At 70.9% G+C, this 19,306-nt stretch carries 18 protein-coding genes and 1 tRNA gene; 12 read left to right on the plus strand and 7 right to left on the minus strand.

Annotated elements, in window-relative coordinates; translation table 11 throughout:
- Nucleotides 1-223: 223 nt before the first annotated feature.
- The 7 genes from ACFFNX_RS09090 (at nucleotide 224) to ACFFNX_RS09120 (ending at nucleotide 10,277) form a co-directional block, all read left to right on the plus strand.
- Nucleotides 224-1,420 (plus strand): amino acid deaminase/aldolase, encoded by a 1,197-nt coding sequence (locus ACFFNX_RS09090; protein ID WP_378198005.1) that lies wholly within the window; start codon nucleotides 224-226, stop codon nucleotides 1,418-1,420.
- 180 nt (nucleotides 1,421-1,600) lie between these two features.
- Nucleotides 1,601-2,722 carry a carbohydrate kinase family protein gene (locus ACFFNX_RS09095; RefSeq protein ID WP_378198008.1) on the plus strand — a complete coding sequence of 374 codons (1,122 nt, stop codon included), beginning with the start codon at nucleotides 1,601-1,603 and terminating at the stop codon, nucleotides 2,720-2,722.
- Nucleotides 2,723-2,820: 98 nt separating this feature from the next.
- A complete protein-coding gene (locus ACFFNX_RS09100) occupies nucleotides 2,821-4,164 on the plus strand; it encodes an ABC transporter substrate-binding protein (RefSeq protein ID WP_378198010.1) in 1,344 nt (447 codons plus the stop codon).
- Nucleotides 4,161-5,075 (plus strand): carbohydrate ABC transporter permease, encoded by a 915-nt coding sequence (locus ACFFNX_RS09105; RefSeq protein ID WP_378198012.1) that lies wholly within the window; start codon nucleotides 4,161-4,163, stop codon nucleotides 5,073-5,075. Before ACFFNX_RS09100 ends, ACFFNX_RS09105 begins: the two co-directional genes overlap by 4 nt.
- The gene (locus ACFFNX_RS09110) at nucleotides 5,072-5,863 is read left to right on the plus strand and encodes a carbohydrate ABC transporter permease (protein WP_378198014.1); all 792 of its coding nucleotides are present in this window, start codon (nucleotides 5,072-5,074) and stop codon (nucleotides 5,861-5,863) included. The genes ACFFNX_RS09105 and ACFFNX_RS09110 overlap by 4 nt, the downstream gene beginning before the upstream one ends.
- Nucleotides 5,864-5,919: 56 nt before the next feature.
- Nucleotides 5,920-8,712: a sugar-binding protein gene (locus ACFFNX_RS09115; protein WP_378198016.1), complete on the plus strand. Its 2,793-nt coding sequence runs from the start codon at nucleotides 5,920-5,922 to the stop codon at nucleotides 8,710-8,712.
- A 197-nt stretch (nucleotides 8,713-8,909) separates the two neighbouring features.
- Nucleotides 8,910-10,277: an MFS transporter gene (locus ACFFNX_RS09120; protein WP_378198018.1), complete on the plus strand. Its 1,368-nt coding sequence runs from the start codon at nucleotides 8,910-8,912 to the stop codon at nucleotides 10,275-10,277.
- 82 nt (nucleotides 10,278-10,359) lie between these two features.
- Here ACFFNX_RS09120 and ACFFNX_RS09125 read toward each other — a convergent pair whose 3' ends face one another.
- The 5 genes from ACFFNX_RS09125 to ACFFNX_RS09145 all read right to left on the minus strand — a co-directional run bounded on the left by ACFFNX_RS09125 (nucleotide 10,360) and on the right by ACFFNX_RS09145 (nucleotide 13,709).
- Entirely contained in the window at nucleotides 10,360-11,055 is a 696-nt protein-coding gene (locus ACFFNX_RS09125) for a hypothetical protein (RefSeq protein WP_378198020.1), read from the minus strand.
- A complete protein-coding gene (locus ACFFNX_RS09130; protein ID WP_378198022.1) occupies nucleotides 11,055-11,954 on the minus strand; it encodes an ABC transporter ATP-binding protein in 900 nt (299 codons plus the stop codon). The genes ACFFNX_RS09125 and ACFFNX_RS09130 overlap by 1 nt, the downstream gene beginning before the upstream one ends.
- Complete coding sequence (locus ACFFNX_RS09135) at nucleotides 11,951-12,343, minus strand: GntR family transcriptional regulator (protein ID WP_378198024.1); 393 nt, start codon at nucleotides 12,341-12,343, stop codon at nucleotides 11,951-11,953. Before ACFFNX_RS09135 ends, ACFFNX_RS09130 begins: the two co-directional genes overlap by 4 nt.
- A 100-nt stretch (nucleotides 12,344-12,443) precedes the next feature.
- Complete coding sequence (locus tag ACFFNX_RS09140; protein ID WP_378198026.1) at nucleotides 12,444-12,644, minus strand: hypothetical protein; 201 nt, start codon at nucleotides 12,642-12,644, stop codon at nucleotides 12,444-12,446.
- Nucleotides 12,645-13,406: 762 nt separating this feature from the next.
- Nucleotides 13,407-13,709, minus strand: a complete 303-nt coding sequence (locus ACFFNX_RS09145; RefSeq protein ID WP_378198028.1) for a DUF3618 domain-containing protein — start codon at nucleotides 13,707-13,709, stop codon at nucleotides 13,407-13,409.
- Between the two features lie 213 nt (nucleotides 13,710-13,922).
- On the opposite strand from ACFFNX_RS09145, the gene bcp reads away from it, so the two are divergent.
- The gene (gene bcp / locus ACFFNX_RS09150) at nucleotides 13,923-14,393 is read left to right on the plus strand and encodes a thioredoxin-dependent thiol peroxidase (RefSeq protein WP_378198030.1); all 471 of its coding nucleotides are present in this window, start codon (nucleotides 13,923-13,925) and stop codon (nucleotides 14,391-14,393) included.
- A 16-nt stretch (nucleotides 14,394-14,409) separates the two neighbouring features.
- Nucleotides 14,410-14,485: transfer RNA gene (locus ACFFNX_RS09155), tRNA-Leu, on the plus strand.
- Between the two features lie 15 nt (nucleotides 14,486-14,500).
- Here ACFFNX_RS09155 and ACFFNX_RS09160 read toward each other — a convergent pair.
- Complete coding sequence (locus tag ACFFNX_RS09160; RefSeq protein WP_378198032.1) at nucleotides 14,501-15,763, minus strand: serine hydrolase domain-containing protein; 1,263 nt, start codon at nucleotides 15,761-15,763, stop codon at nucleotides 14,501-14,503.
- Nucleotides 15,764-16,034: 271 nt separating this feature from the next.
- On the opposite strand from ACFFNX_RS09160, the gene ACFFNX_RS09165 reads away from it, so the two are divergent.
- From ACFFNX_RS09165 to ACFFNX_RS09175, 3 genes are read left to right on the plus strand one after another with little or no spacing between them, the layout of a single operon-like run.
- Nucleotides 16,035-16,688 (plus strand): response regulator transcription factor, encoded by a 654-nt coding sequence (locus tag ACFFNX_RS09165; RefSeq protein ID WP_378198034.1) that lies wholly within the window; start codon nucleotides 16,035-16,037, stop codon nucleotides 16,686-16,688.
- A 1-nt stretch (nucleotide 16,689) separates the two neighbouring features.
- Nucleotides 16,690-17,904: a sensor histidine kinase gene (locus tag ACFFNX_RS09170; RefSeq protein ID WP_378198036.1), complete on the plus strand. Its 1,215-nt coding sequence runs from the start codon at nucleotides 16,690-16,692 to the stop codon at nucleotides 17,902-17,904.
- A gap of 30 nt (nucleotides 17,905-17,934) precedes the next feature.
- Complete coding sequence (locus tag ACFFNX_RS09175) at nucleotides 17,935-18,549, plus strand: maleylpyruvate isomerase family mycothiol-dependent enzyme (protein ID WP_378198055.1); 615 nt, start codon at nucleotides 17,935-17,937, stop codon at nucleotides 18,547-18,549.
- A 13-nt stretch (nucleotides 18,550-18,562) separates the two neighbouring features.
- Here the strand turns inward: ACFFNX_RS09175 and ACFFNX_RS09180 are convergent, their stop codons facing one another.
- Complete coding sequence (locus ACFFNX_RS09180; RefSeq protein ID WP_378198038.1) at nucleotides 18,563-19,261, minus strand: helix-turn-helix domain-containing protein; 699 nt, start codon at nucleotides 19,259-19,261, stop codon at nucleotides 18,563-18,565.
- Between the last annotated feature and the right edge of the window lie 45 nt (nucleotides 19,262-19,306).

The following is a 19,306-nucleotide window of genomic DNA, read 5'->3' on the forward strand; positions in this document are numbered from 1 at the left end:
CCGTCGCCGTGTCCCTGGCGCTGGCCGTCGCCGAGGACGCCCTCCAGGACGCCGGCCCGGCCGGTGGCTCGCCGACGGTGGACGTTCCCGCGGGCAACCCCGCGACGGACGCCTCCCCCGGCGGCGATCAGCGTCCGGGGCTCGCCCTCCGGCCCGCCGAGGGTTGACCATCGCTGAAGGTGAAGAGTTCTCATATTCGCTGGATTTGTGGCACTCTGCGGCTATGACGTTGCGTGAGCGGTACGACGCCGCCACCTCCCGCCTGGAACCTCCGTTCGCGATCGTCGATCTCGACGCCTTCCGTACGAACGCCGCCGACCTGGTGCGCCGCGCGAGGGGCAAGCCGATCCGGGTGGCGAGCAAGTCGGTGCGCTGCCGCGCGCTGCTCGAACAGGTCCTCGCCACCGAGGGTTTCGGCGGGATCATGGCGTTCACGCTGCCCGAGGCGCTCTGGCTGGCGTCCGAGGGGCTCAGCGACGACATCCTGGTCGCCTACCCGACCGTGGACCGCGGCGTCCTGACCGAGCTGGCCCGCGACGAGAGCGCGGCGGCGACGGTCACCGTCATGGTCGACTGCGTCGAGCATCTCGACATGATCGAGGGCATCGTCGAGTCCACCGGCGAAGACCGGCCGATCCGCGTCTGCATCGACATCGACGCCGCGTGGCGTCCCGCCGGGGGCCGGGTGCGGATCGGCGCGCTGCGCTCCCCCATCCGTACCGCCGAGGAGGCCGCGGCGCTGGCCCGCGACATCGCCCACCGGCCCGCGCTGACTCTCGTGGGGCTGATGGCGTACGAGTCACAGATCGCCGGGGTCGGCGACAACCCGCCCGGCAAGCCGTTCTTCTCCCGCGCGGTCCGGTTCATCCAGGCGCAGTCGCGGGTCGAGCTGGCCCGCCGCCGCGCCGCGATCGTCAAGGCGGTCCGGGCCGAGGCCGACCTGGAGTTCGTCAACGGCGGCGGCACCGGGAGCGTGGAGAAGACCGCGGCGGAAGTGGCCGTCACCGAGGTCGCGGCGGGCTCCGGCCTCTACCAGTCGGTCCTGTTCGACCACTACACCAACTTCACCGGCCGGCCGGCGGCGCTGTTCGCCCTGCCCGTCGTACGCCGTCCCGGCCCGGGCGTGGTCACGGTCCTCGGCGGCGGCTATCCCGCCTCCGGCGTCGCCGACCGCAACCGGCTGCCGCAGCCCTTCCTGCCCACGGGGCTGCGGTTCGACTCCAAGGAGGGCGCGGGCGAGGTGCAGACGCCACTGGTGGGCGGCACCGCCGACGAACTGGAGATCGGCGACCGGGTCTACTTCCGGCACGCGAAGGCCGGCGAGCTGTGCGAGCGCTTCGCCGAACTCCACCTGGTCGACGGCGACCGGGTGGTCGGCACCGTCCCGACCTACCGCGGTGAGGGAAAGACCTTCCTCTGACCTTCGGGGAGCCTCCGGCCACGCGGCCGTGATGGTGCCGGACCTCTGCCGCCGTCGTCCGCCGGCCGGGTCGAGCGGGAAGCCCCCGTAAGCCCCTCCCCACAGTGGTGAGGGAGGGGCTTGCGCGGGCGCGTATGGTCGTTACCTCAGGTCCGGAAATCCGGTGAGGAGGCGGCCCCAATGGGTCAGGTCGAGAACATCGCGGCCCCGCCCGGCCACGCGCCCGAGCCCCGGCTGCACGACCCCTGTGCCGAGCGGGGCGCGGCCGGTGAGCTGCTGCATCCCGGGCGGGGCGGGCTCGACGTGTTCCTCGCCGGCACCGTCTTCATGGACATGATCTTCACCGGGCTGCCCGGCCTGCCCCCGCCGGGCACCGAGCTGATCACCGACGGGCTCGGGTCGGCGCCCGGGGGCATCGCCAACATCGCGGTCGCGATGAGCCGGCTCGGCCTCAACGTGGGCCTCGCCGCCGCCTTCGGGGACGACATGTTCGGCGCCTACCTGTGGCGCACCCTCTCCGAGCAGGAGGGGGTCGGCCTCGAGCACTCACGCCGGCTGCCCGGCTGGCCCACGCCCGTGACCGTGTCGCTGGCGTACGACGCCGACCGCAGCATGGTCACCTACCACCGGCCGATGCCGATGATGCCCGAGGAGCTCATCACGGCTCCGCCGGCCGCCCGCACCTGCTTCCTCGACATCGACCACCCCGTGCCCGACTGGGCGTGGGACATGCGCGATCAGGGCACGACCGTGGTGGCCGACGTCGGCTGGGACTCCACCGAGACCTGGTCCAGCGACGTGCTCGACCGGCTCGACCAGGTCGACGTCTTCCTGCCCAACGCCATCGAGGCCATGGCCTACACCCGCACCTCGACGCCCGAGCTCGCCCTCGAGGCGCTCAGCGAACGGGTGCCGGTCGTCGTGGTCAAGCGCGGGGGCGACGGCGCGATCGCGATCGACCGCACCACCGGCGAGCGGGCCGAGGCCTCGGCACTGCCGGTCGAGGCCCTCGACCCGACCGGCGCCGGCGACGTGTTCGGGGCCGGGTTCGTCTACGGCACACTCGCCCGGTGGCCGCTGCTCGAACGCCTGCGCTTCGCCAACCTGTGCGCCGGCCTGTCCGTGCGCCACCACAGCGGCTCGCTGGGTTCGCCCTGCTGGGGCGACATCGCGGCGTTCGGCGAGTCCGGTGAGCTGCCCGAAGAGATCCTCCGCGACTACGCGTTCCTCGTGCCGTACATCCCCGACGCGGCCCCGATCAACGTCACACGCGCCGAGCCCACCGTACGCGGGGCGTGGTGAGAGCGTGATGGACCGTTCCCGAAGACCGGTGCGCGAAGGATGAAGATCTTGTAAAAAGGCAACGACGCCTCGGTTCGGTTGACGAAGGAGCCCCCGCCATGCGGAAACCGATCGTGACCATTGCCACCATGTTGATCGCCGTGTCCGCGTGTGCCCCCGGTTCGAACAATCCGAAACCGGAGCAGAAGCCGCCGAGCGCGGTGGAGACCGACATCGCCAAGGCCGGGCCGGTCACCCTGACCGTCTGGGACCAGGAGGTCCTCGGCGGCCAGAACGAACAGATGCAGAAGCTCAACGCCGCCTTCCACGCCAAGTACCCCAACGTCACGATCAAGCGGGTGTCGCGGTCGTTCAGCGACCTGGAGAAGACCCTGCGCCTCGCGCTGTCCGGCGACAACCCGCCCGACGTGGTCGAGGCGAACCAGGGCTACGGCATCATGGCCGCGCTGGTCAAGGCGGGCGCGCTGACTCCCCTCGACGCGTACGACAAGGTCTACGGCTTCCGTAACCGCTTCCCCGCGGGCGTCTCCCAGCTCAACAGCGTCACCTCGGACGGCAAGACGATCGGCTCCGGCAGCCTGTACGGCGTCTCGATGACCGGCGAGGCGGTCGGCATCTACTACAACACCGACAAGCTCGCGAAGCTCGGCCTCCAGCCGCCGACGAGCTTCAGCCAGTTCGAGCAGGACCTGGCGCTGGCCAAGAGCAAGGGCGAGACCCCGATCTACTTCGCCAACCTGGAGAAGTTCCCGGCCATCCACGAGCTCGGCGTGCTGCTCGGCCAGACCTCCGACAAGGGCACGCTGCGCAACCTGGTCTTCGGCCAGGGCGGCGCGTGGACCGACCCGCCGGTGGTCCAGGCCGCACAGAAGCTCGCCGGCTGGGCGAAGAACGGCTACCTGCCCCGTACCGCCAACGCCGGCAAGTACAACGACTCTCCGTCGGCGTTCGCCAAGGGCGACGGGGTGTTCCTCATCGGCGGGCCGTGGTTCGCCGCGGACCTGCAGAAGAAGATGGGGGACAAGGTCCGCTTCATGCTCCCGCCGCCTCCCCAGGCCGGGCAGGCCCAGCCGTCGACGCTGGGCGGCCCCGGCCTGCCCCTGGCGATCACCGCCAAGTCCAAGCACCCCGACGTCGCCGCGGCGTACCTGAACTTCATGACCAGCCCGCAGGCGATGGACGTCGTCGTCCAGACCGGCGGGCTGCCCTCGGCCAAGCCGGCGAGCGCCACGCCGTCGTCCCCGGTCGGGCGCGACGTGTTCGAGGCCTACCGGACCGCCAGCGACAAGGACCTGCTCGTCCCGTACCTCGACTACTCCACGACGACGTTCCTGGACACGCTCGGCGGCGCGCTGCAGGAGATCATCGCGGGCCGTAAGACGCCACAGCAGGGCATGGCCATCGCACAGAGGGACTACAGCGATTTCCTGGCCAAGAAGTGAGCGCCCGGCAGTACTCCCCGCCCGGCCGGGAAGGGCGCGTCCGGCCGCCGGGTGAGCCCCGCCGGATCGGCTACCTGTACGTCCTCCCGGCGTTCGTGGTCTACGCCCTGTTCCTGCTGTGGCCGCTGGTGCACGGGGCGTACCTGTCACTGTTCCACTGGGACGGCCTCACCGTCGGCACGTGGGCGGGGCTGGGCAACTACACCCAGGCGTTCTCCGACCCGAGCCTGCGCGGCTCGTTCTGGCACGCCTTCGTCCTGCTGTTCTTCTACGCCGTGCTGCCCTGCTGCATCGCGTTCGTGCTGGTGTCGGTGATGTCCCGCTCGCGGCCGCGCGGCATGACCTTCTTCCGTACCGTCCTGTTCCTGCCGCAGGTCGTGGCGATGGTGGCCGTCGCGGTCGCCTGGCAGTGGATCTACTCCGACCACGGCCCGGTCAACGGCGCGCTCCGGTTCTTCGGGCTGGGCGGCCTGACCCGCGGCTGGCTCGGCGACTTCGGCTGGGCGCTGCCGTCGGTCGGCCTGATCGGCACCTGGGTGGAGATCGGGCTGGCCATGGTGCTGTTCCTCGCCGGCGTGCAGAAGATCCCGGTCGAGCTGTACGAGGCGGCGCGCATCGACGGGGCCGGTGCCGTACGGGAGTTCTTCGCCGTCACGCTCCCGGGGCTGCGGCGGGAACTGGCCGTCGCGCTGACCCTCACGACCGTGGCCGCGCTGCGCAACTTCGACCTGATCTATCTGACGACGAACGGCGGGCCGGGCGACGCGACCAAGGTGCCCGCCTACGAGGTGTACAACCGCGCGTTCAACACCGGCGAGGTGGGGTTGGCCTGCGCGATCGGCATCACGATCGCGATCGTCGTGTTCGTCCTCACGGCCGGGATCACGCGTGTCGTCGAGGGCCGACCGTGACCTCGCGCACCGAGCGCCTCGCGACGTACGGCGTCCTGAGCGTGTTCGCGGTGGTGGCCGTCTTCCCGCTGCTCGCCGTCGCCGCGCAGGCGCTGGGCCTGCCGCACCTGTCCTTCGGCGCGTTCGGCGCGGCCTGGCGGCAGGGGCACTTCGCCCGCTACCTGACCAACAGCCTCATCGTCGTCACGGTGGTGGTCGTGGTCGCGTCGGCGCTGTCGATCCTGGCCGGGTACGCCCTGGGCACCATGGAATTTCGCGGTGCGACCGCCTTGTTCTATGTGTTTCTCCTGGGACTGATGGTCCCGACGGAGGCCATTGTCATCCCGCTGTATTTCGACCTGCGTTCGGCCGGACTGGACAACACGCTGCCCGGCCTCATGCTCCCGCAGATCGCCCAGTCGGTGTCATTCGGCGTCTTCTGGATGCGGGCCTACTTCCGCTCCGCTCCGCGCTCGCTGATCGAGGCCGCGCGCATCGACGGGGCGTCGAGCTGGACCACGCTGCGCCGGGTCCTGGTGCCGGTCGGCCGGCCCGCCATCCTCACGATGGTGCTGCTCATCGCCATGTGGACCTGGAACGAGTTCCTGCTCGCCCTGGTGATCGTCAACTCCGACGAGGGCCGGCGCACGGCGCCGCTCGGCCTGTCGATCTTCCAGGGCCAGCACCAGACGGAGTACCAGTTGCTCATGGCCGGGGCCCTCATCGTGGCCGCACCGGTCGTCATCGTCTACGTTTTCCTCCAACGGCATTTCATCGCGGGCATGCTTTCCGGGGCTGTCAAAGAATGAGTTCGCAACGTACTCTCAGTCGATCGAGTGTGATCGTTTAAGAGGAGTTGGCCGCCATGCGCGGAGGGTTCGGGGCGCCCATGGCGCTCGCGGCCGGTCTGGTCGTCTCGCTGCTGCCCTCGGCCGTCCCGCCGACGTCGGCGCGGCAGCCTTCGACGCCCCGGTCACGGCAGGTCACCGCCGCCTCCAGCGCGTACACCGACACGTCGTACGCCGAGCCAGTCACGCTCCCGGCCGGGCCCGCCGCCCGCCGCGCGGTGCCCCGCCGGAACGTTCCCACGGCCACGGCGAGCACGCCGTCCGCCGCTCGCGCCGGCGGGCTCGACGTGCTGTTCGTCGGCGCCCACCCTGACGACGAATCAGGCGATCTGTCCACGTTCGGCCAGTGGAGATACGGGCAGCACCACGTCCGTACGGGCGTGCTGACCATCACCCGGGGCGAGGGCGGGGGCAACGCGGTCGGCACCGAGGAGGGGCCGGCGCTCGGCCTGCTCCGTGAGGCCGAGGAGCGCAGGGCGGTCGCGAAGGCGGGCATCAGCGACATCGACTACCTCGACAAGGTCGACTTCTACTACACGGTCAGCGACGAGCTCACCCGCAAGGCCTGGGACCACGACTCCACGATCGCCAAGGTCGTCCGCCTCGTGCGCGAGACGCGCCCCAAGGTGATCGTCACGATGACGCCGTCGCCGATCCCGGGCCAGCACGGCAACCACCAGGAGGCCGGGCGCCTCGCGGCCGAGGCGTACTACCTGGCCGCCGACCCCAAGGCCTTCCCCGAACAGCTCGCCAAGGAGCACCTGCGCACCTGGCGGGCGGGCCGCCTCCTCCACCAGGAGAACATCACGAAGGGCGGCGACGGCCCGGGGTGTGAGACGACGTTCACCCCGGACGACCCGTCCGCCGACGTCTACGGCGTCTGGGCCGGGCGCAGGTCGAGCGACGGCGAGACCTGGGCGCAGGTGGAGGCCGAGGCCAAGCGCTTCTACGCCAGCCAGGGCTGGGCCGGCACCCCGGACCCGCCGTCCGACCCGAACCGGATCGGCTGTGACTACTACACCCAGGTCGACAGCCGCGTGCCCTTCACCCCGGGGAACCACGCTCCGGACGCGGCGCTGGAGGGCGCGGTCTACCCGGCCCGGGGCGGCCTGCCGCTGGGCACCGAGTTCTCCCTGACCACCAGCACGTTCGGCGTCGCCGCCGGCGAGCCGTTCACCGTCACCGCGCACGCCCCCGCCGGCCGGGTCAGGCTCTCGCTGCCCTCCGGATGGACGGCCGCCGGCTCCGGGACGGTGCGCGACGGCACGACGATGTTCACCGTCACCCCCGCCGCGGGCGCGAAGGCCGGTCGCGTACGGCTGGGCGCGACCGTGACCACCGCGCACGGCACCGGCACCACCGACCGGGCCGTCGAGGTGCGGAACGCCGTCACCGGCGCGCAGCAGCCGCTCCCGCGCGTGTCCGACTTCGACGCGTGGGCCGCGGCCACCGGCGTCCCGCAGCTGTCCGGGCGGGTCGAGCGCGTGCTCACGCTCGGCTCCGGCGGGTCGCGTACGGTGCGTGTCGACCTGGCCGACACCACGGACCGGGCGCACCAGGGCACCGTCACGCTGAACCTGCCGCAGGGCTTCGCCGCCGAGCCAGCGAGCCGGCCGTACACCCTGGAGGCCGGCAGGACCGGCTCGGTCACCTTCACCGTGCGCAACACCGACGCCTCCCTGCCGACCTCCAACCAGGGCGGCAGCGCGGGCGACTACGACTACACGATCAGCACGACGGCCGACGGCGCGGCCACCGACGTCGCGAAGGCCGCGCTCGAACTCGTGCCGCAGACGACGATCCCGCAGGCGAGCGCGGCCCCGGGCGTGGACGGCAAGGAGTCGGCCGGGGAGTACCCCGGGCCGTCGCTGGACCTGTCGCGGCTGTGGGAGGGCACGGCGTGCTCGTCGGCCGCCGACTGCTCGGCGACCGCGAAGGTGGCCTGGTACGACGACGCGCTCTACGTGCTGGTCCAGGTCAAGGACGACAAGCAGGGCAGCGCGCTGGACGCCGCCGACTGCAAGCGGCACTGGCGCACCGACTCGGTGGAGATCGCGCTCGACCCGCGCGGTGACGCGGAGAACACCTCGACGACCTTCAAGACCGGCATCCTGCCGTTCACCTCCGGCGACGGGCCGTGCTTCGAGCGCGACGCCGACAACCACCAGGGGCCGGGCGCGGAGACCGCACCGGGCATGCGGGTCGCCTCGACCGTGTCCTCCCCGTACACCGGCTACACCGTGGAGACGAAGATCCCGCTCGCCGACCTGCCCGCGGCCGTCGACCCGTCGCGGTTCGCGCTCGACATCTTCGTCTACGACTCCGACACGACCGACAAGACGGGCCAGACCCGCATCGGCTGGTCCACGTGGGGCGGCGTCCAGGGCGACCCGTACCGCTGGGGCCTGGCCACCCTGCCGGGCTACACGCCACCGCCCGGCCGGCCCACGACGGCTCCCCCGCCCGTGATGCCGCAGACCGCGGCGCTGTCGGTCAACTCACCGCAGTCGATCATCCAGGCCGCGTCGACGCACGTCCCGCTCGCCGCCGGGCCGGCCGCGCCGTTCGCCGTACGCCTGGCCGGACGGCCCAAGGTCACGAACGGCTCGGTCACCTTCCGGCTGCGCGCGGGCGGTCCGGGCGTCGCGTACGTCTACGTGTGGGACGGCAGGATCATCGGCCAGAAGAAGGTCGACGTCCCCGGCGGTGGCACGTACACGGTGACCGTGCCGGGCGCGACCGGAACGCTCGCCGTCGCGTTCGAGGCGAAGGCGGGTGGCACCACGAGCGTCGCCGCCCGCCTCGGCTGAGGCTCACCAGGCCCATCGGGTCCGTGGCGGCCGGGAACGGTCGCCCGGCGTTGGAGGTCGTCCTCCACCAGAAATGTCACGTTTGGCGGTCACGCACGCGGGCAGCCTGTCTGGCAATCGGTGACGGGTTCAAGACCATCCGTTACGGTCTTTGGGTCCCACCCGCCGCCGCAAGCGTCGAGGAGGAGGGACACTCCATGCAGGAGGACGTCGAACAGGTCGCTTCCGGAGACGAGGACCCACCCGATCAGGCGACCGTACGCAGAGCCGTCGTGGCGTCCGCAATGGGCAACTGCATCGAGTGGTTCGACTTCGGGGTCTTCAGCGCCGGCGTGATGACGACCATCATCGGCACCGTCTTCTTCCCGCACGACAGCGCCGGCAGCGCGACACTCAAGTCCTTCGCGCTGATCGCGGCGGCGTTCGTGATCCGGCCCTTCGGCGGCATGTTCTTCGGCCCGCTCGGCGACAGGCTCGGACGGCAGCGCGTCCTCGCCACCACCATCATCTTGATGTCCGGGTCGACCTTCGTCATCGGCATCCTGCCCGGCTATGACACCATCGGCCTCGCGGCGCCGATCCTGCTCCTGCTCGTCCGCCTCATCCAGGGCTTCTCGACCGGCGGTGAGTACGGCGGAGCGGCCACGTTCATCGCCGAGTACGCGCCGACACGACGACGGGGCGTGCTCGGCAGCTTCCTGGAGTTCGGCACCCTGTGGGGCTACATCCTCGGCTCCGGCCTCGTCCTCGTGGCCAACCTGAGCCTCGGCTCGGAGCGGATGCACGCGTGGGGCTGGCGCGTCCCGTTCCTGCTCGCCCTGCCGCTCGGCCTCGTCGGCCTGTACGTGCGCATCCGGCTGGAGGACACCCCGGCCTTCAAGGAACTCGACGAGTCGGGTCACAAGGCCTCCTCTCCGCTGAAGGAGACCCTTCTCCACCACTGGCGGATGATCCTCAACCTGATCGGCATCGTCATCCTGCTCAACGTCGCCGACTACACGCTGCTGACGTTCATGCCGTCGTACCTGACCGAGAACCTCGGGATGGGCGACGTCGCCGCCCAGCTCACCACGATCGGCGTGGAGTTCGGCATGCTGCTGGTGATCGCGCCGCTCGGCCGGCTGTCCGACCGGGTCGGCCGTAAGCCGCTGCTGGCCACGGCCGCCACCGGCTACATCGTGCTGAGCTTCCCCGCGATCAAGCTGATGCAGCTCCACAACCCGGTGACGGTGACCGCCGGCTTCGCGATCATGGGCGCGCTGCTCGTGCTGATGCTCGCCGTGATCGGGTCGACGTTCCCGGCGATGTTCCCCACGCAGGTGCGGTACGGGGCGTTCGCGATCGGCTACAACATCTCGACGTCGGTGTTCGGCGGCACCTCCGCGCTGGTGATCGACTCGTTGATCAGTGTGTTCCACACCAACTACATTCCGGCGTTCTACCTGGTCGTCGCCGGTCTCATCGCCCTGGTGCCGATCCTTACGATCCCGGAGACGGCCGGCGTGTCGATCAGGAATGTGGCGACGCCCCGCCGCGTGAGCCGCCTCGCCACCGCGGCTGACTGAGCGGACCCCGGATCGCCGGGACCGTGCGGTCCCGGCGGTCTGACCGCGCGCCGCACCCGGCCCCCTCGGGTGCGGCGCGGTCTCATACGGTCAGGCGGCGGATGGTGGCAAAGCCACCGGCGAGCATGACGGCGACGGCGGCCGCGATGAGGCCCGTGACGCCGGTCGCGGTGACGGTGGTGAAGAAACGGCCGATGTCCGTCCAGCCGTGCGCCCACGTCGCGATGATCGCGGCGAGGGCCAGCACGGCGAGTTGTGTCGCACCGAAGATCGCGGTGCCGGGCACCCCGGCGCGGCGGAAGAGCAGGCCGTACCACATCCCGTAGACGAACAAGAGGACGAACGTGGTCGCCGCGGTGAGCCACGACAGGTACCAGGGGCCGTCGAGGAGGTAGGGGACGCGGAAGTAGGCCATTTTCATGCCCCATCCGCCGGTCGCGCGTTCGAGGATCTGGCCGACCGCGAGAACGAGCCCGAAGCACACGGCCAGGGCGAGGGCCAGTGAGGTGGCGCCGACGAAGTACATGCGTCGGCTGACTCCGAGGGTGAGGGCGAACGGCAGTGCGCGGGTGACGGACTGCACGCCCACGACGAACACGATGATGAAGACCGGGGCCAGGCCGCCGACCCAGCGGTGGTCGGTGTGGCCGGCCGGGGTGAGTTGCAGGATCACCACGTCGAGGAGGAAGCCGAAGGCCGCCCACGCCCAGGGCATGACGAGGTACGTGACGCGGTCGAGGAGCAGGTAGCGGGCGACGGTGATCGGGGTGGGACGCATCAGGATGCCCTCGCTGTGGTGAGGACGGACTGGTCGTGGTGCTCGGCCGCGTAGACCGCGAGTTGCTGAAGCGTGATCCCCTCCAGCTGCAGGTGCAGGTGGTCGGCGAGTTCGCGATCGCGTTCGTCGAGCCGGCCGATCATCACCGCCTTGGTCTGCGTGCCCATCGTGCGCCGGCTCAGCGTCGTGCGGCCGGCGACGAACCGCTCCACACCGCCGTCGGGTCCGGTGACGATCGTTGCGCTGCCGCGCAGGTCGTCGGTCGGCGCGTCGAGGACCAGCCGGCCGTGGTCGATGACCAGGACACGGTCGAGGAGCTCGGCGGCCTCGTCGATGAGGTGGGTCGAGAGCACGATGCACCGCGGGTGGGCGGTGTAGTCGGCCAGCAACTGGTCGTAGAAGAAGGTGCGCGCGACCGCGTCCAGGCCCGCGTACGGCTCGTCGAACAGGGTGAGCTCGGCGCGGGCGGCCAGCCCGATGATGATGCCGAGCGCGGTCCGCATGCCGCGCGACAGCTTCTTGATCTGCCGGGTCGGCGGCAGCTCGTACGCGTCCAGCAGCGTGCCGGCCAGGTCGGCGTCCCAGTTCGGGTAGAGCAGCGACGCCGCCCTGATCGCATGCCGAACCCGCAGGTCGGGGTAGGTCTGGTCCTCCCGTACGAGGATCATCCGGCGGAGCACCGCGTCGTTCTCCAGCGGCTCGGCCCCGAACACGTGCACGCGCCCGGAGGTGGCGAACTCCTGCCCGGCCAGGATGCGCAGCAGCGTGGTCTTCCCGGCGCCGTTGCGGCCCAGCAGCCCGGCGATGCACGGCGTGCCGACCTCGAAGGTGACATCGCTCAGCGCCTGGTGGCCGCGGTAGCGGCGCCCGAGCCCGGACACCGAGATCGCCGGCGTCATGCCCGTCCCCCCGTCGTCACCTCGGCCGAGGACAGCTCCTCGCGTACCAGGGTGAGCAGTTCGTCCAGCCCGATGTCGAGCCGTGCCGCCTCGACCACCAGCGGCCGTACGTAGCGGTCGGCGAAACGACGCCGCCGGGCACGCACCAGCCGGTCCCGCGCGCCCTTCGCGACGAACATGCCGACGCCGCGCCGCTTCTCCACCAGCCCTTCGTCCGAGAGCACGGTGAGGCTGCGCGCCGCCGTGGCCGGGTTGACCCGGTAGAAGGCCGCGAGTTCGTTGCTGGACGCGACCCGTTCCCCCTCACCCACCGTGCCGTCGGCGATCTGGTTCGCCAACTCGGCGGCGATCTGGGCGAAGATCGGCCCGCCGTCGTCTAGCAGTGACATCATGCCTCCGTTGCTTAACTGGTTCCCCACTGTACTAATGAACCAGCGGCGTAGGCAAGATGGCGACGCGATCGGCGCGCGAGGCTCAAGGCCCTCTCCGCTAGGGATCGGCATGCTCCTTGCCGCCAAGAGCGCCGACGCGGCGCGCCATCACCGGCGGCCGGTCCGGAAGCGCCTCCATCACCGGGAGCCGGGTGAACGCGGTCACCATCGTCCCGACCGCCGCGTCGAGAGCGAACGGTACGAGCCGCGCGGCCGTCCTACGGGTGCTGCTGCCACTGGTCTCGGCGCTGGTCGACATGGTCTGGTGTCTGAGTCTGACCTGGCTACCGGGCGGGCGCTCGGCGCCTTGAGCAGTTCTCCGAGATGGTGCTGGTCGGCCCGGGTCTGCGGCTCGCGGCGGAGTTCCGTCGGTCCGGCGCCGCAGCCGGACGACGCGAACTCGCGGCGGTGTGCGTGCCGGTCCAGCGGCTGGTGCGCCGATGGCGGCCGACTGCCCGGTGCACGAGCGGCTGAGTCGCCGCGGGGTGTAGCCGGTCGGGTTTTGGTGCGGGGGCCGGCTACCGTTGAGGCGAGCACTCCGGTTCTGTCAGAACCGGGATGAAGTGCGGGCCGCCGGTCGATACCAGCGACACTGGCCGCTGCCCCTGCACGTTGATGGTCGGCCCGCCCCGCGAGCGGCCGAGTGCACGATCGTCCGACTCGACGATGGCCCGCCCGCAGTTCCGGCTTTGCGACCTACCCGCGTGCGGATAGGCCCGGCGGTGATGGAACCCACGCCGACACCGCAGGCGATCTCACGTCCGCACGGGCCTGTGAGTCGGTGAGAATCCGCTGCCACGCGCCCGGCCGCCGCCCATAGACCGCCTGTCAGGAACGCTCCGGCACATCACCCGCCGGATCTCATCGATGGGCTGCCGTTTCGTTCGCTTCGGCGGCCGGCCGTACCTCCTGGGCAGCGCCCGCGGCTCGCTCAGGTCGGGCCGGCCCACCGCCGCTCGGGCGGCCACGAGGTCTCCGGATATGAGTTCTTCTCGGTCGATGAACCCTCTGCCGGAGACGCCTAGCAGTCCTGCCTGCCCCGGCGCAGGAGCAGGCGCAGGGCGACGCCGGCGGCAAGGAGGCCGGCGCCGATCAGCACCGGGCCGGTCAGCGGGCTCAGCCGTTCGGCCGACTCCCGGCGGGCCATCGCCTGGATGTCCGTGGCGACGTGCCCGGCCTCCTCCCTGGCCCTGGCGACGCCACGCTGCGCGACGCGCTTGGGGCTCAGGCGCTCGGCGAGCAGGTCGACGCTGCGCGCCAGTTCCTGACGCGTTAGTTCGATCTCGCGCTCTATCACCGCGGGGTCGCGGGTCTTGTCGGCCATTTCGTCTCGTACCTCCTGCGGTGCTGTCCACCGGGCGAAGCAATGATCAGTCTGTCAGGAACGGTCCCGCGACACCGCTTCCTGCCCACTCTGTACCCGATCCCGTTGCGAGGGGATCCTGACGAGTAGGGTTGGGCGAGGTTCTGTTCCCGGTCCCGCGCAGGGCAGGGACGCCGGCGGAACAGGCCCTGGCTCGAACGGAAAGGTACTCTCGTGACGGAACAGCGGCTGGAGCCCGGGGACGACGCCCCGGAGTTCACCCTCCCCGACGCCGACGGCAAGCCCGTCGCCCTGTCGTCGTTCCGCGGTCGGCGCGTGGTCGTGTACTTCTACCCCGCCGCCATGACCCCCGGCTGCACGAAAGAGGCGGTCGGCTTCCAGGAGCACCTGGAGGAGCTCACCGGCTCCGACGTGGCGGTGCTCGGCATCTCCCCCGACGAGCCCGCCAAGCTCGCCAAGTTCCGCGAGCGCGAGAGCCTGACGTTCCCGCTGCTCTCCGACCCCGACACCAAGGTCCTGCAGGCCTACGGCGCGTACGGGGAGAAGAAGCTGTACGGCAAGACGATCGTCGGCGTGATCCGGTCGACGTTCATCGTGGACGCGGACGGCAGGATCGAGAAGGCGTTCTACAACGTGAAGGCCACGGGCCACGTCGAACGCATTCTGCGCGAGCTCGGCGTCTGACCCGTCGCTCGCACCAGGGGCCGTAGTCCAATCAGGCAGGAGACACGCGACTTAGGATCGCGCCAGTGTGGGTTCGAATCCCACCGGCCCCACGAACGCACCAGTGGTCAGTGCCCGGCGCAGAGAGCGTCGTCGACCAGGGTGGTGAGGGCGTGGTCGGTACGTTGTTCGGCGCGCAGGTCGGCGGGTGATCGAGAGGTCACCGAGACCACGACGCCGCGACGGCCGTCGGAAGTGACGCCCATTCTGGTGCGGTAGCCATCGGCGTCGCCGCCGTGGCTCCAGTAGCCCCTGCCGCAGCTCAGCGGCTGGTACACGAGCCCGAGGCCGTAGCGGGCACCGGCGGCCCCCATGGCCCGCATTTCCTCGGCCGGGACGGTCCTTTGCATCTCGGCGAGTTGCGCGGGGGCGAGCAGTCTTCCGCCTATCAGCGCGTGGAAGAACCGGTTGAGATCGCCGGTGGTGCTGATCATCGCGCCGGCGGCATCGCCCACGGTCTGGTTCTGGATGGTCACGTCGGTCAGTGGCCCGTTCGGCGCGAATCGCTGATAGGCCTCGGCATGCGGATCCGGCACGTACGGCCGGGCTCCAGGCGTGGTCGTGTGGCGCAGGTTCAACGGGGTGAGGATTCGTCGTTGGATCTCCCACTGCCAGCTGTGGCCGGTGACCTTGTGGATGATCATTCCTGCCAGGACGTAGTTGGTGTTGGAGTAGCTCCAGCGCGTCCCGGGCGCGAAATCGGGCCGGTGCCGCATGGCCCGTGCGACGAGTTGTCCGGGGCGCCAGGTCCGCAGCCGTTCCTGCCGCCACTCTCGCGGCGAGGCGGCCGGTCTCGTCAGGTAGTCGTGGAGACCGCTGGTGTGCTGCAGGAGTTCGCGGATCGTGATCCTGCGCCCATCGTTGCCGTTGTCCTTGACCACGCCGGGCAGCCACTTCTCCACGGTGTCGTCGAGCGAGAGCCTGCGGTCGCCGACCAGTTGCAGCACGACGGTGGCGGTGAACGTCTTGGTCGCGCTGCCGATCCGGAAGTGGCCGTCCCAGGGCATGGGGGCGCGGCTTGTCAGGTCGGCGACTCCGCTGCGTGCCATCAGGCGGCCTGCCCCGGTATCCGCCTCGCCGAGCACGCCCACGACACCGGTCGCGCGGACGGCGTCCACATCGCGTTGCAGCTGCTCTTGGCCGTAGGCGTGCCCGGTGCGTACGGGAGGCTTCGCCCGGCTCCACGACACCGCCGACCCGGCCGCTGCGGCCAGGGCCATCACTGAGGCGGTGACCACGGTCGCCGTTCGCCTGCCCGGCCCGCGCGGCGTACGGGCCTCCTGCCGGTCGGGTCCCGATGGATCCGGGTTGAGGGAATGGGAGCCGGTCATGAATCCTCCTTGCCGGTCGCTGACACGGTGGTTCCGGCGCCTCGCCGGTGCGGCGGCGCGGAGTTCATCGGCCTGGTCCGACGAGGGGTTCGGGCCGCGATCAACACGAACGGCGGGGTCGGCATGATGTCCTCCTCGGGTCGTCGGCGACGAACGTCGAGAGGGACTCAACCGCGATGCCGGTTACCGTGCCGGAACGGCCGTCGTTACGCCGCTGTAACCGCCGGTCCGTCATGCTCGGGCCGATGCCGGCCGTGTGGGGGAATGCACGATGCGCGTATTGATCGTCGAGGATCATCGTGAGCTCGCGGAGACGGTGGCGGCCGGGTTGCGCCGCGAGGGCATGGCGGTCGACGTCGCATGGGACGGGCCGGCAGCGCTGGAGCGTACGTCGGTCAACCGCTATGAGGTGGTCGTGCTCGACCGCGACCTTCCCGGGCTGCACGGTGACGATGTATGCCGGTCGTTGGTGGCCGACGGCCATCCGGCGCGGGTGCTGATGTTGACCGCGGCCGCGACGATCGAGGATCGGGTGGACGGGCTGAGCTCCGGGGCCGATGACTACCTGCCCAAACCGTTCGCCTTCGCCGAGTTGGTGGCCCGAATACGCGCGCTGTCACGGCGATCACAGCCGGCCGTGCCCCCGTTGCTGGTCCACGGCGATCTGCGGCTGGACTCCGGCCGGCGGGTGGCCAGCCGGGCCGGCCGGAGGCTGGAGCTCAGCCCCAAGGAGTTCGCCGTGTTGGAACTGCTGCTGGCCGCCGGGGGCAGGGCCGTCTCCGCCGAGGAACTCCTGGAACGAGCGTGGGACGAGGCCGCCGACCCGTTCACCGGCACCGTCAAGGTGACGATCAGCCGCCTGCGTCGCAAGCTCGGCGACCCACCGCTGGTCGAGACCGTGCCCCAGGCCGGCTACCGGATCTGAGATGTCAGACCGCCCGAACGCCCGCCGCCATCGTCGATGGACCATCCGGCTGCGCCTGACCCTGCTGTACGGCGTCCTCTTCCTGGTGGCGGGCGTACTCCTGCTCAGTGTCACCTACGTGCTGATGGCTCACGCGTTGCCGTTCGCCCGCGTGAGGCCCCCCTCGCCGCCCGATCTGACGCGTCCCGTCGAGAGACCTCCGGCGCCCGCCGTACCGGCTCCAGGATTGGACCTTCAGGACGGGCTCGGCCGTCAGCGGGCGGAGGATCTGCGGCAGTTCCTGGCGGCTTCCGGCCTCGCGCTGGCGTTGATGACCTTCGTCTCCGCCGGGCTCGGCTGGCTGATGGCCGGACGCGCGCTGCGCCCTTTGCGCGCGATCACGGCCACCGCACGCGAGATCTCGGCGCGCAGCCTGCACCAGCGCCTTGACCTCCGAGGACCCGACGACGAGATCAAGGACCTGGCCGATACCGTCGACGGGCTGCTGGGCCGGCTGGAGGCCGCCTTCGAGGCCCAGCGGAAGTTCGTGGCCAACGCGTCCCACGAGCTGCGCACCCCCCTGACCTTCGAACGAAGCCTGCTGGAGGTCACCTTGGCCGATCCGGACGCCACCGCCGCGGCGCTGCGCGCCACCTGCCAACGGGTCCTGACCGGCAACCGGCATCAGGAGCGGCTCATCGATGCGCTCCTCACACTGGCCCGCGGCCAGCGGGGCCTCGACCACCGTGAGGACATGGACCTGGCATCGGTCACCGGCTCCCTCCTCGGCCCCGCCCGCGCCGAAGCCGCGGGGCCGCGGATCGAGACGGACCTGAATCCCGCCCCTGCCTCGGGAGACCCGCGGCTGATCGAACGACTGGTCGCCAACCTGATCGACAACGCCCTGCGCCACAACACGACGGACGGCCAGGTCGGCATCTGGACCGGCACGCACACGGGACGCCCGGCCCTGCGCGTGACGAACACCGGACCGATCATCCCCGCCCACCAGGTCGACGATCTCTTCCAGCCCTTCCGCCGGCTGGAGACCCCCCGAACCGGCGACGGCCTGGGCCTCGGCCTGTCGATCGTCGCGGCCATCGCCGTCGCCCACAACGCCGAACTCGACGCCCGTCCCCGGCCGGAGGGCGGACTCGACGTACTGGTCCGCTTCCCCGCCCGCCACGACCCGGCCGGGTCTCCGGTGTCAGGGCAGCGAGTCGGGCCCGCGAAGTGATCGCGGCCGATGAATGACGTGAGCTCGGAGATGTGCTCGCCACGCAGCGTCAGGACGCTGGCCGCCGATCTCGCGGACTTGACGGAGGAGCGGTGGGCGACGCCGTCGCTGTGCGACGGGCTGACGGTACGCGAGGTGCTGGCGCACCTCACCGCCGGGGCGAGCCTGAACCCCGCGCGCTGGATGGCGGGTGTGCTCCGCTGCCGGTTCGATTTCGACAGGCAGGTGGCCATGCGGCTGGCCGAGCAGTTGGGGGCGACCGGGGCCGAGACACTCCAGCGGTTCCGCCGTGTCGTCACCAGCACCACCAAACCGCCGCTTCCGACCATCGCGATGCTCGGCGAATCGATCGTGCACGGGGAGGACATCCGGCGGCCGCTCGGCATCCGCCGCGACCGCCCGATCGACACGCTCACCCAGGTGGCCCAGTACTACCAGGGCTCCAACCTGGTCGTTCCCGCCAAGGGCCGGATCGGCGGCCTGCGGCTCGTCGCGACCGACGGGCCTTTCACCGCCGGCTCCGGGCAGCTCGTGTCCGGCACCACCCTGGCACTGATCATGGCGATGACCGGGCGCCCGGCGTACTGCGAGGATCTTCGAGGCGACGGCGTCGCGACCCTGCGCGACCGCTGCGCGGCCCCGTGAGACGGGTCGGTCGCTATGCCGGTGAGGGAGCGCGGTCTCGCCATTCGCGGCGTCGCCGGGTCAGGACCTCGATGAGTTCGTCCTTGCGTTCGGCGACCTCGGCGTGGCCGCCCATGATTCCGACGGCGGCGACCGTCTTGCCGTCCTCGATCACCGCCACGGACACGCCGTCCGCCTCCGTGGACGCGCCGGGGGCGGCGACCAGGCCCTCGCGGTGGATCTGGGCGAGAACCCCCAGGAAGCGGTTCACCCGATCCGTCTCGGACGGAGGCAGCGCGCCGATCTGCGCCCAGAGATCACGCTTTTCCATCCCGGCCAGCAGGATCCACCCGGTGGACGTGCGGATGAGCGAGCGGCGTACGAAGCCCTCGGCCAGGTACGCGTATCTGGGGTCGGAGGAGGCGTGGTCCACGTAGTACAGGTCGCTGCCGACGACGATGGCGAGCACCGCCGTCATGCCGGTCTCCGCGTGCAGGTCCGCCAGGTCCTGGTGGGTGACGCTGGTGACGGTCGGCCGGCCGGCCAGCCGGGTCAGCAGGAACGGTGCCGGCCCCAGCGTGTAGCGCCGCTCCCGCTCGTCCAGGTATCCCGTCGCCACCAGGCCGTTGACCAGCCCCTGGATGGAGCTCAGCGGCGCGTCGAGCTCGCGGGCGAACTCGGTCAGCGTGACCCCGTGGTGTGAGCGGGCCGCCAGGTCGAGGATGGTCGCCACCCTGTCGATCATGCGGTGTCGAGGCCTCGGGCGACCATGCGGCGT

This window comes from Actinoallomurus acaciae (genome assembly GCF_042429965.1).
GTDB lineage: Bacteria > Actinomycetota > Actinomycetes > Streptosporangiales > Streptosporangiaceae > Actinoallomurus > Actinoallomurus acaciae.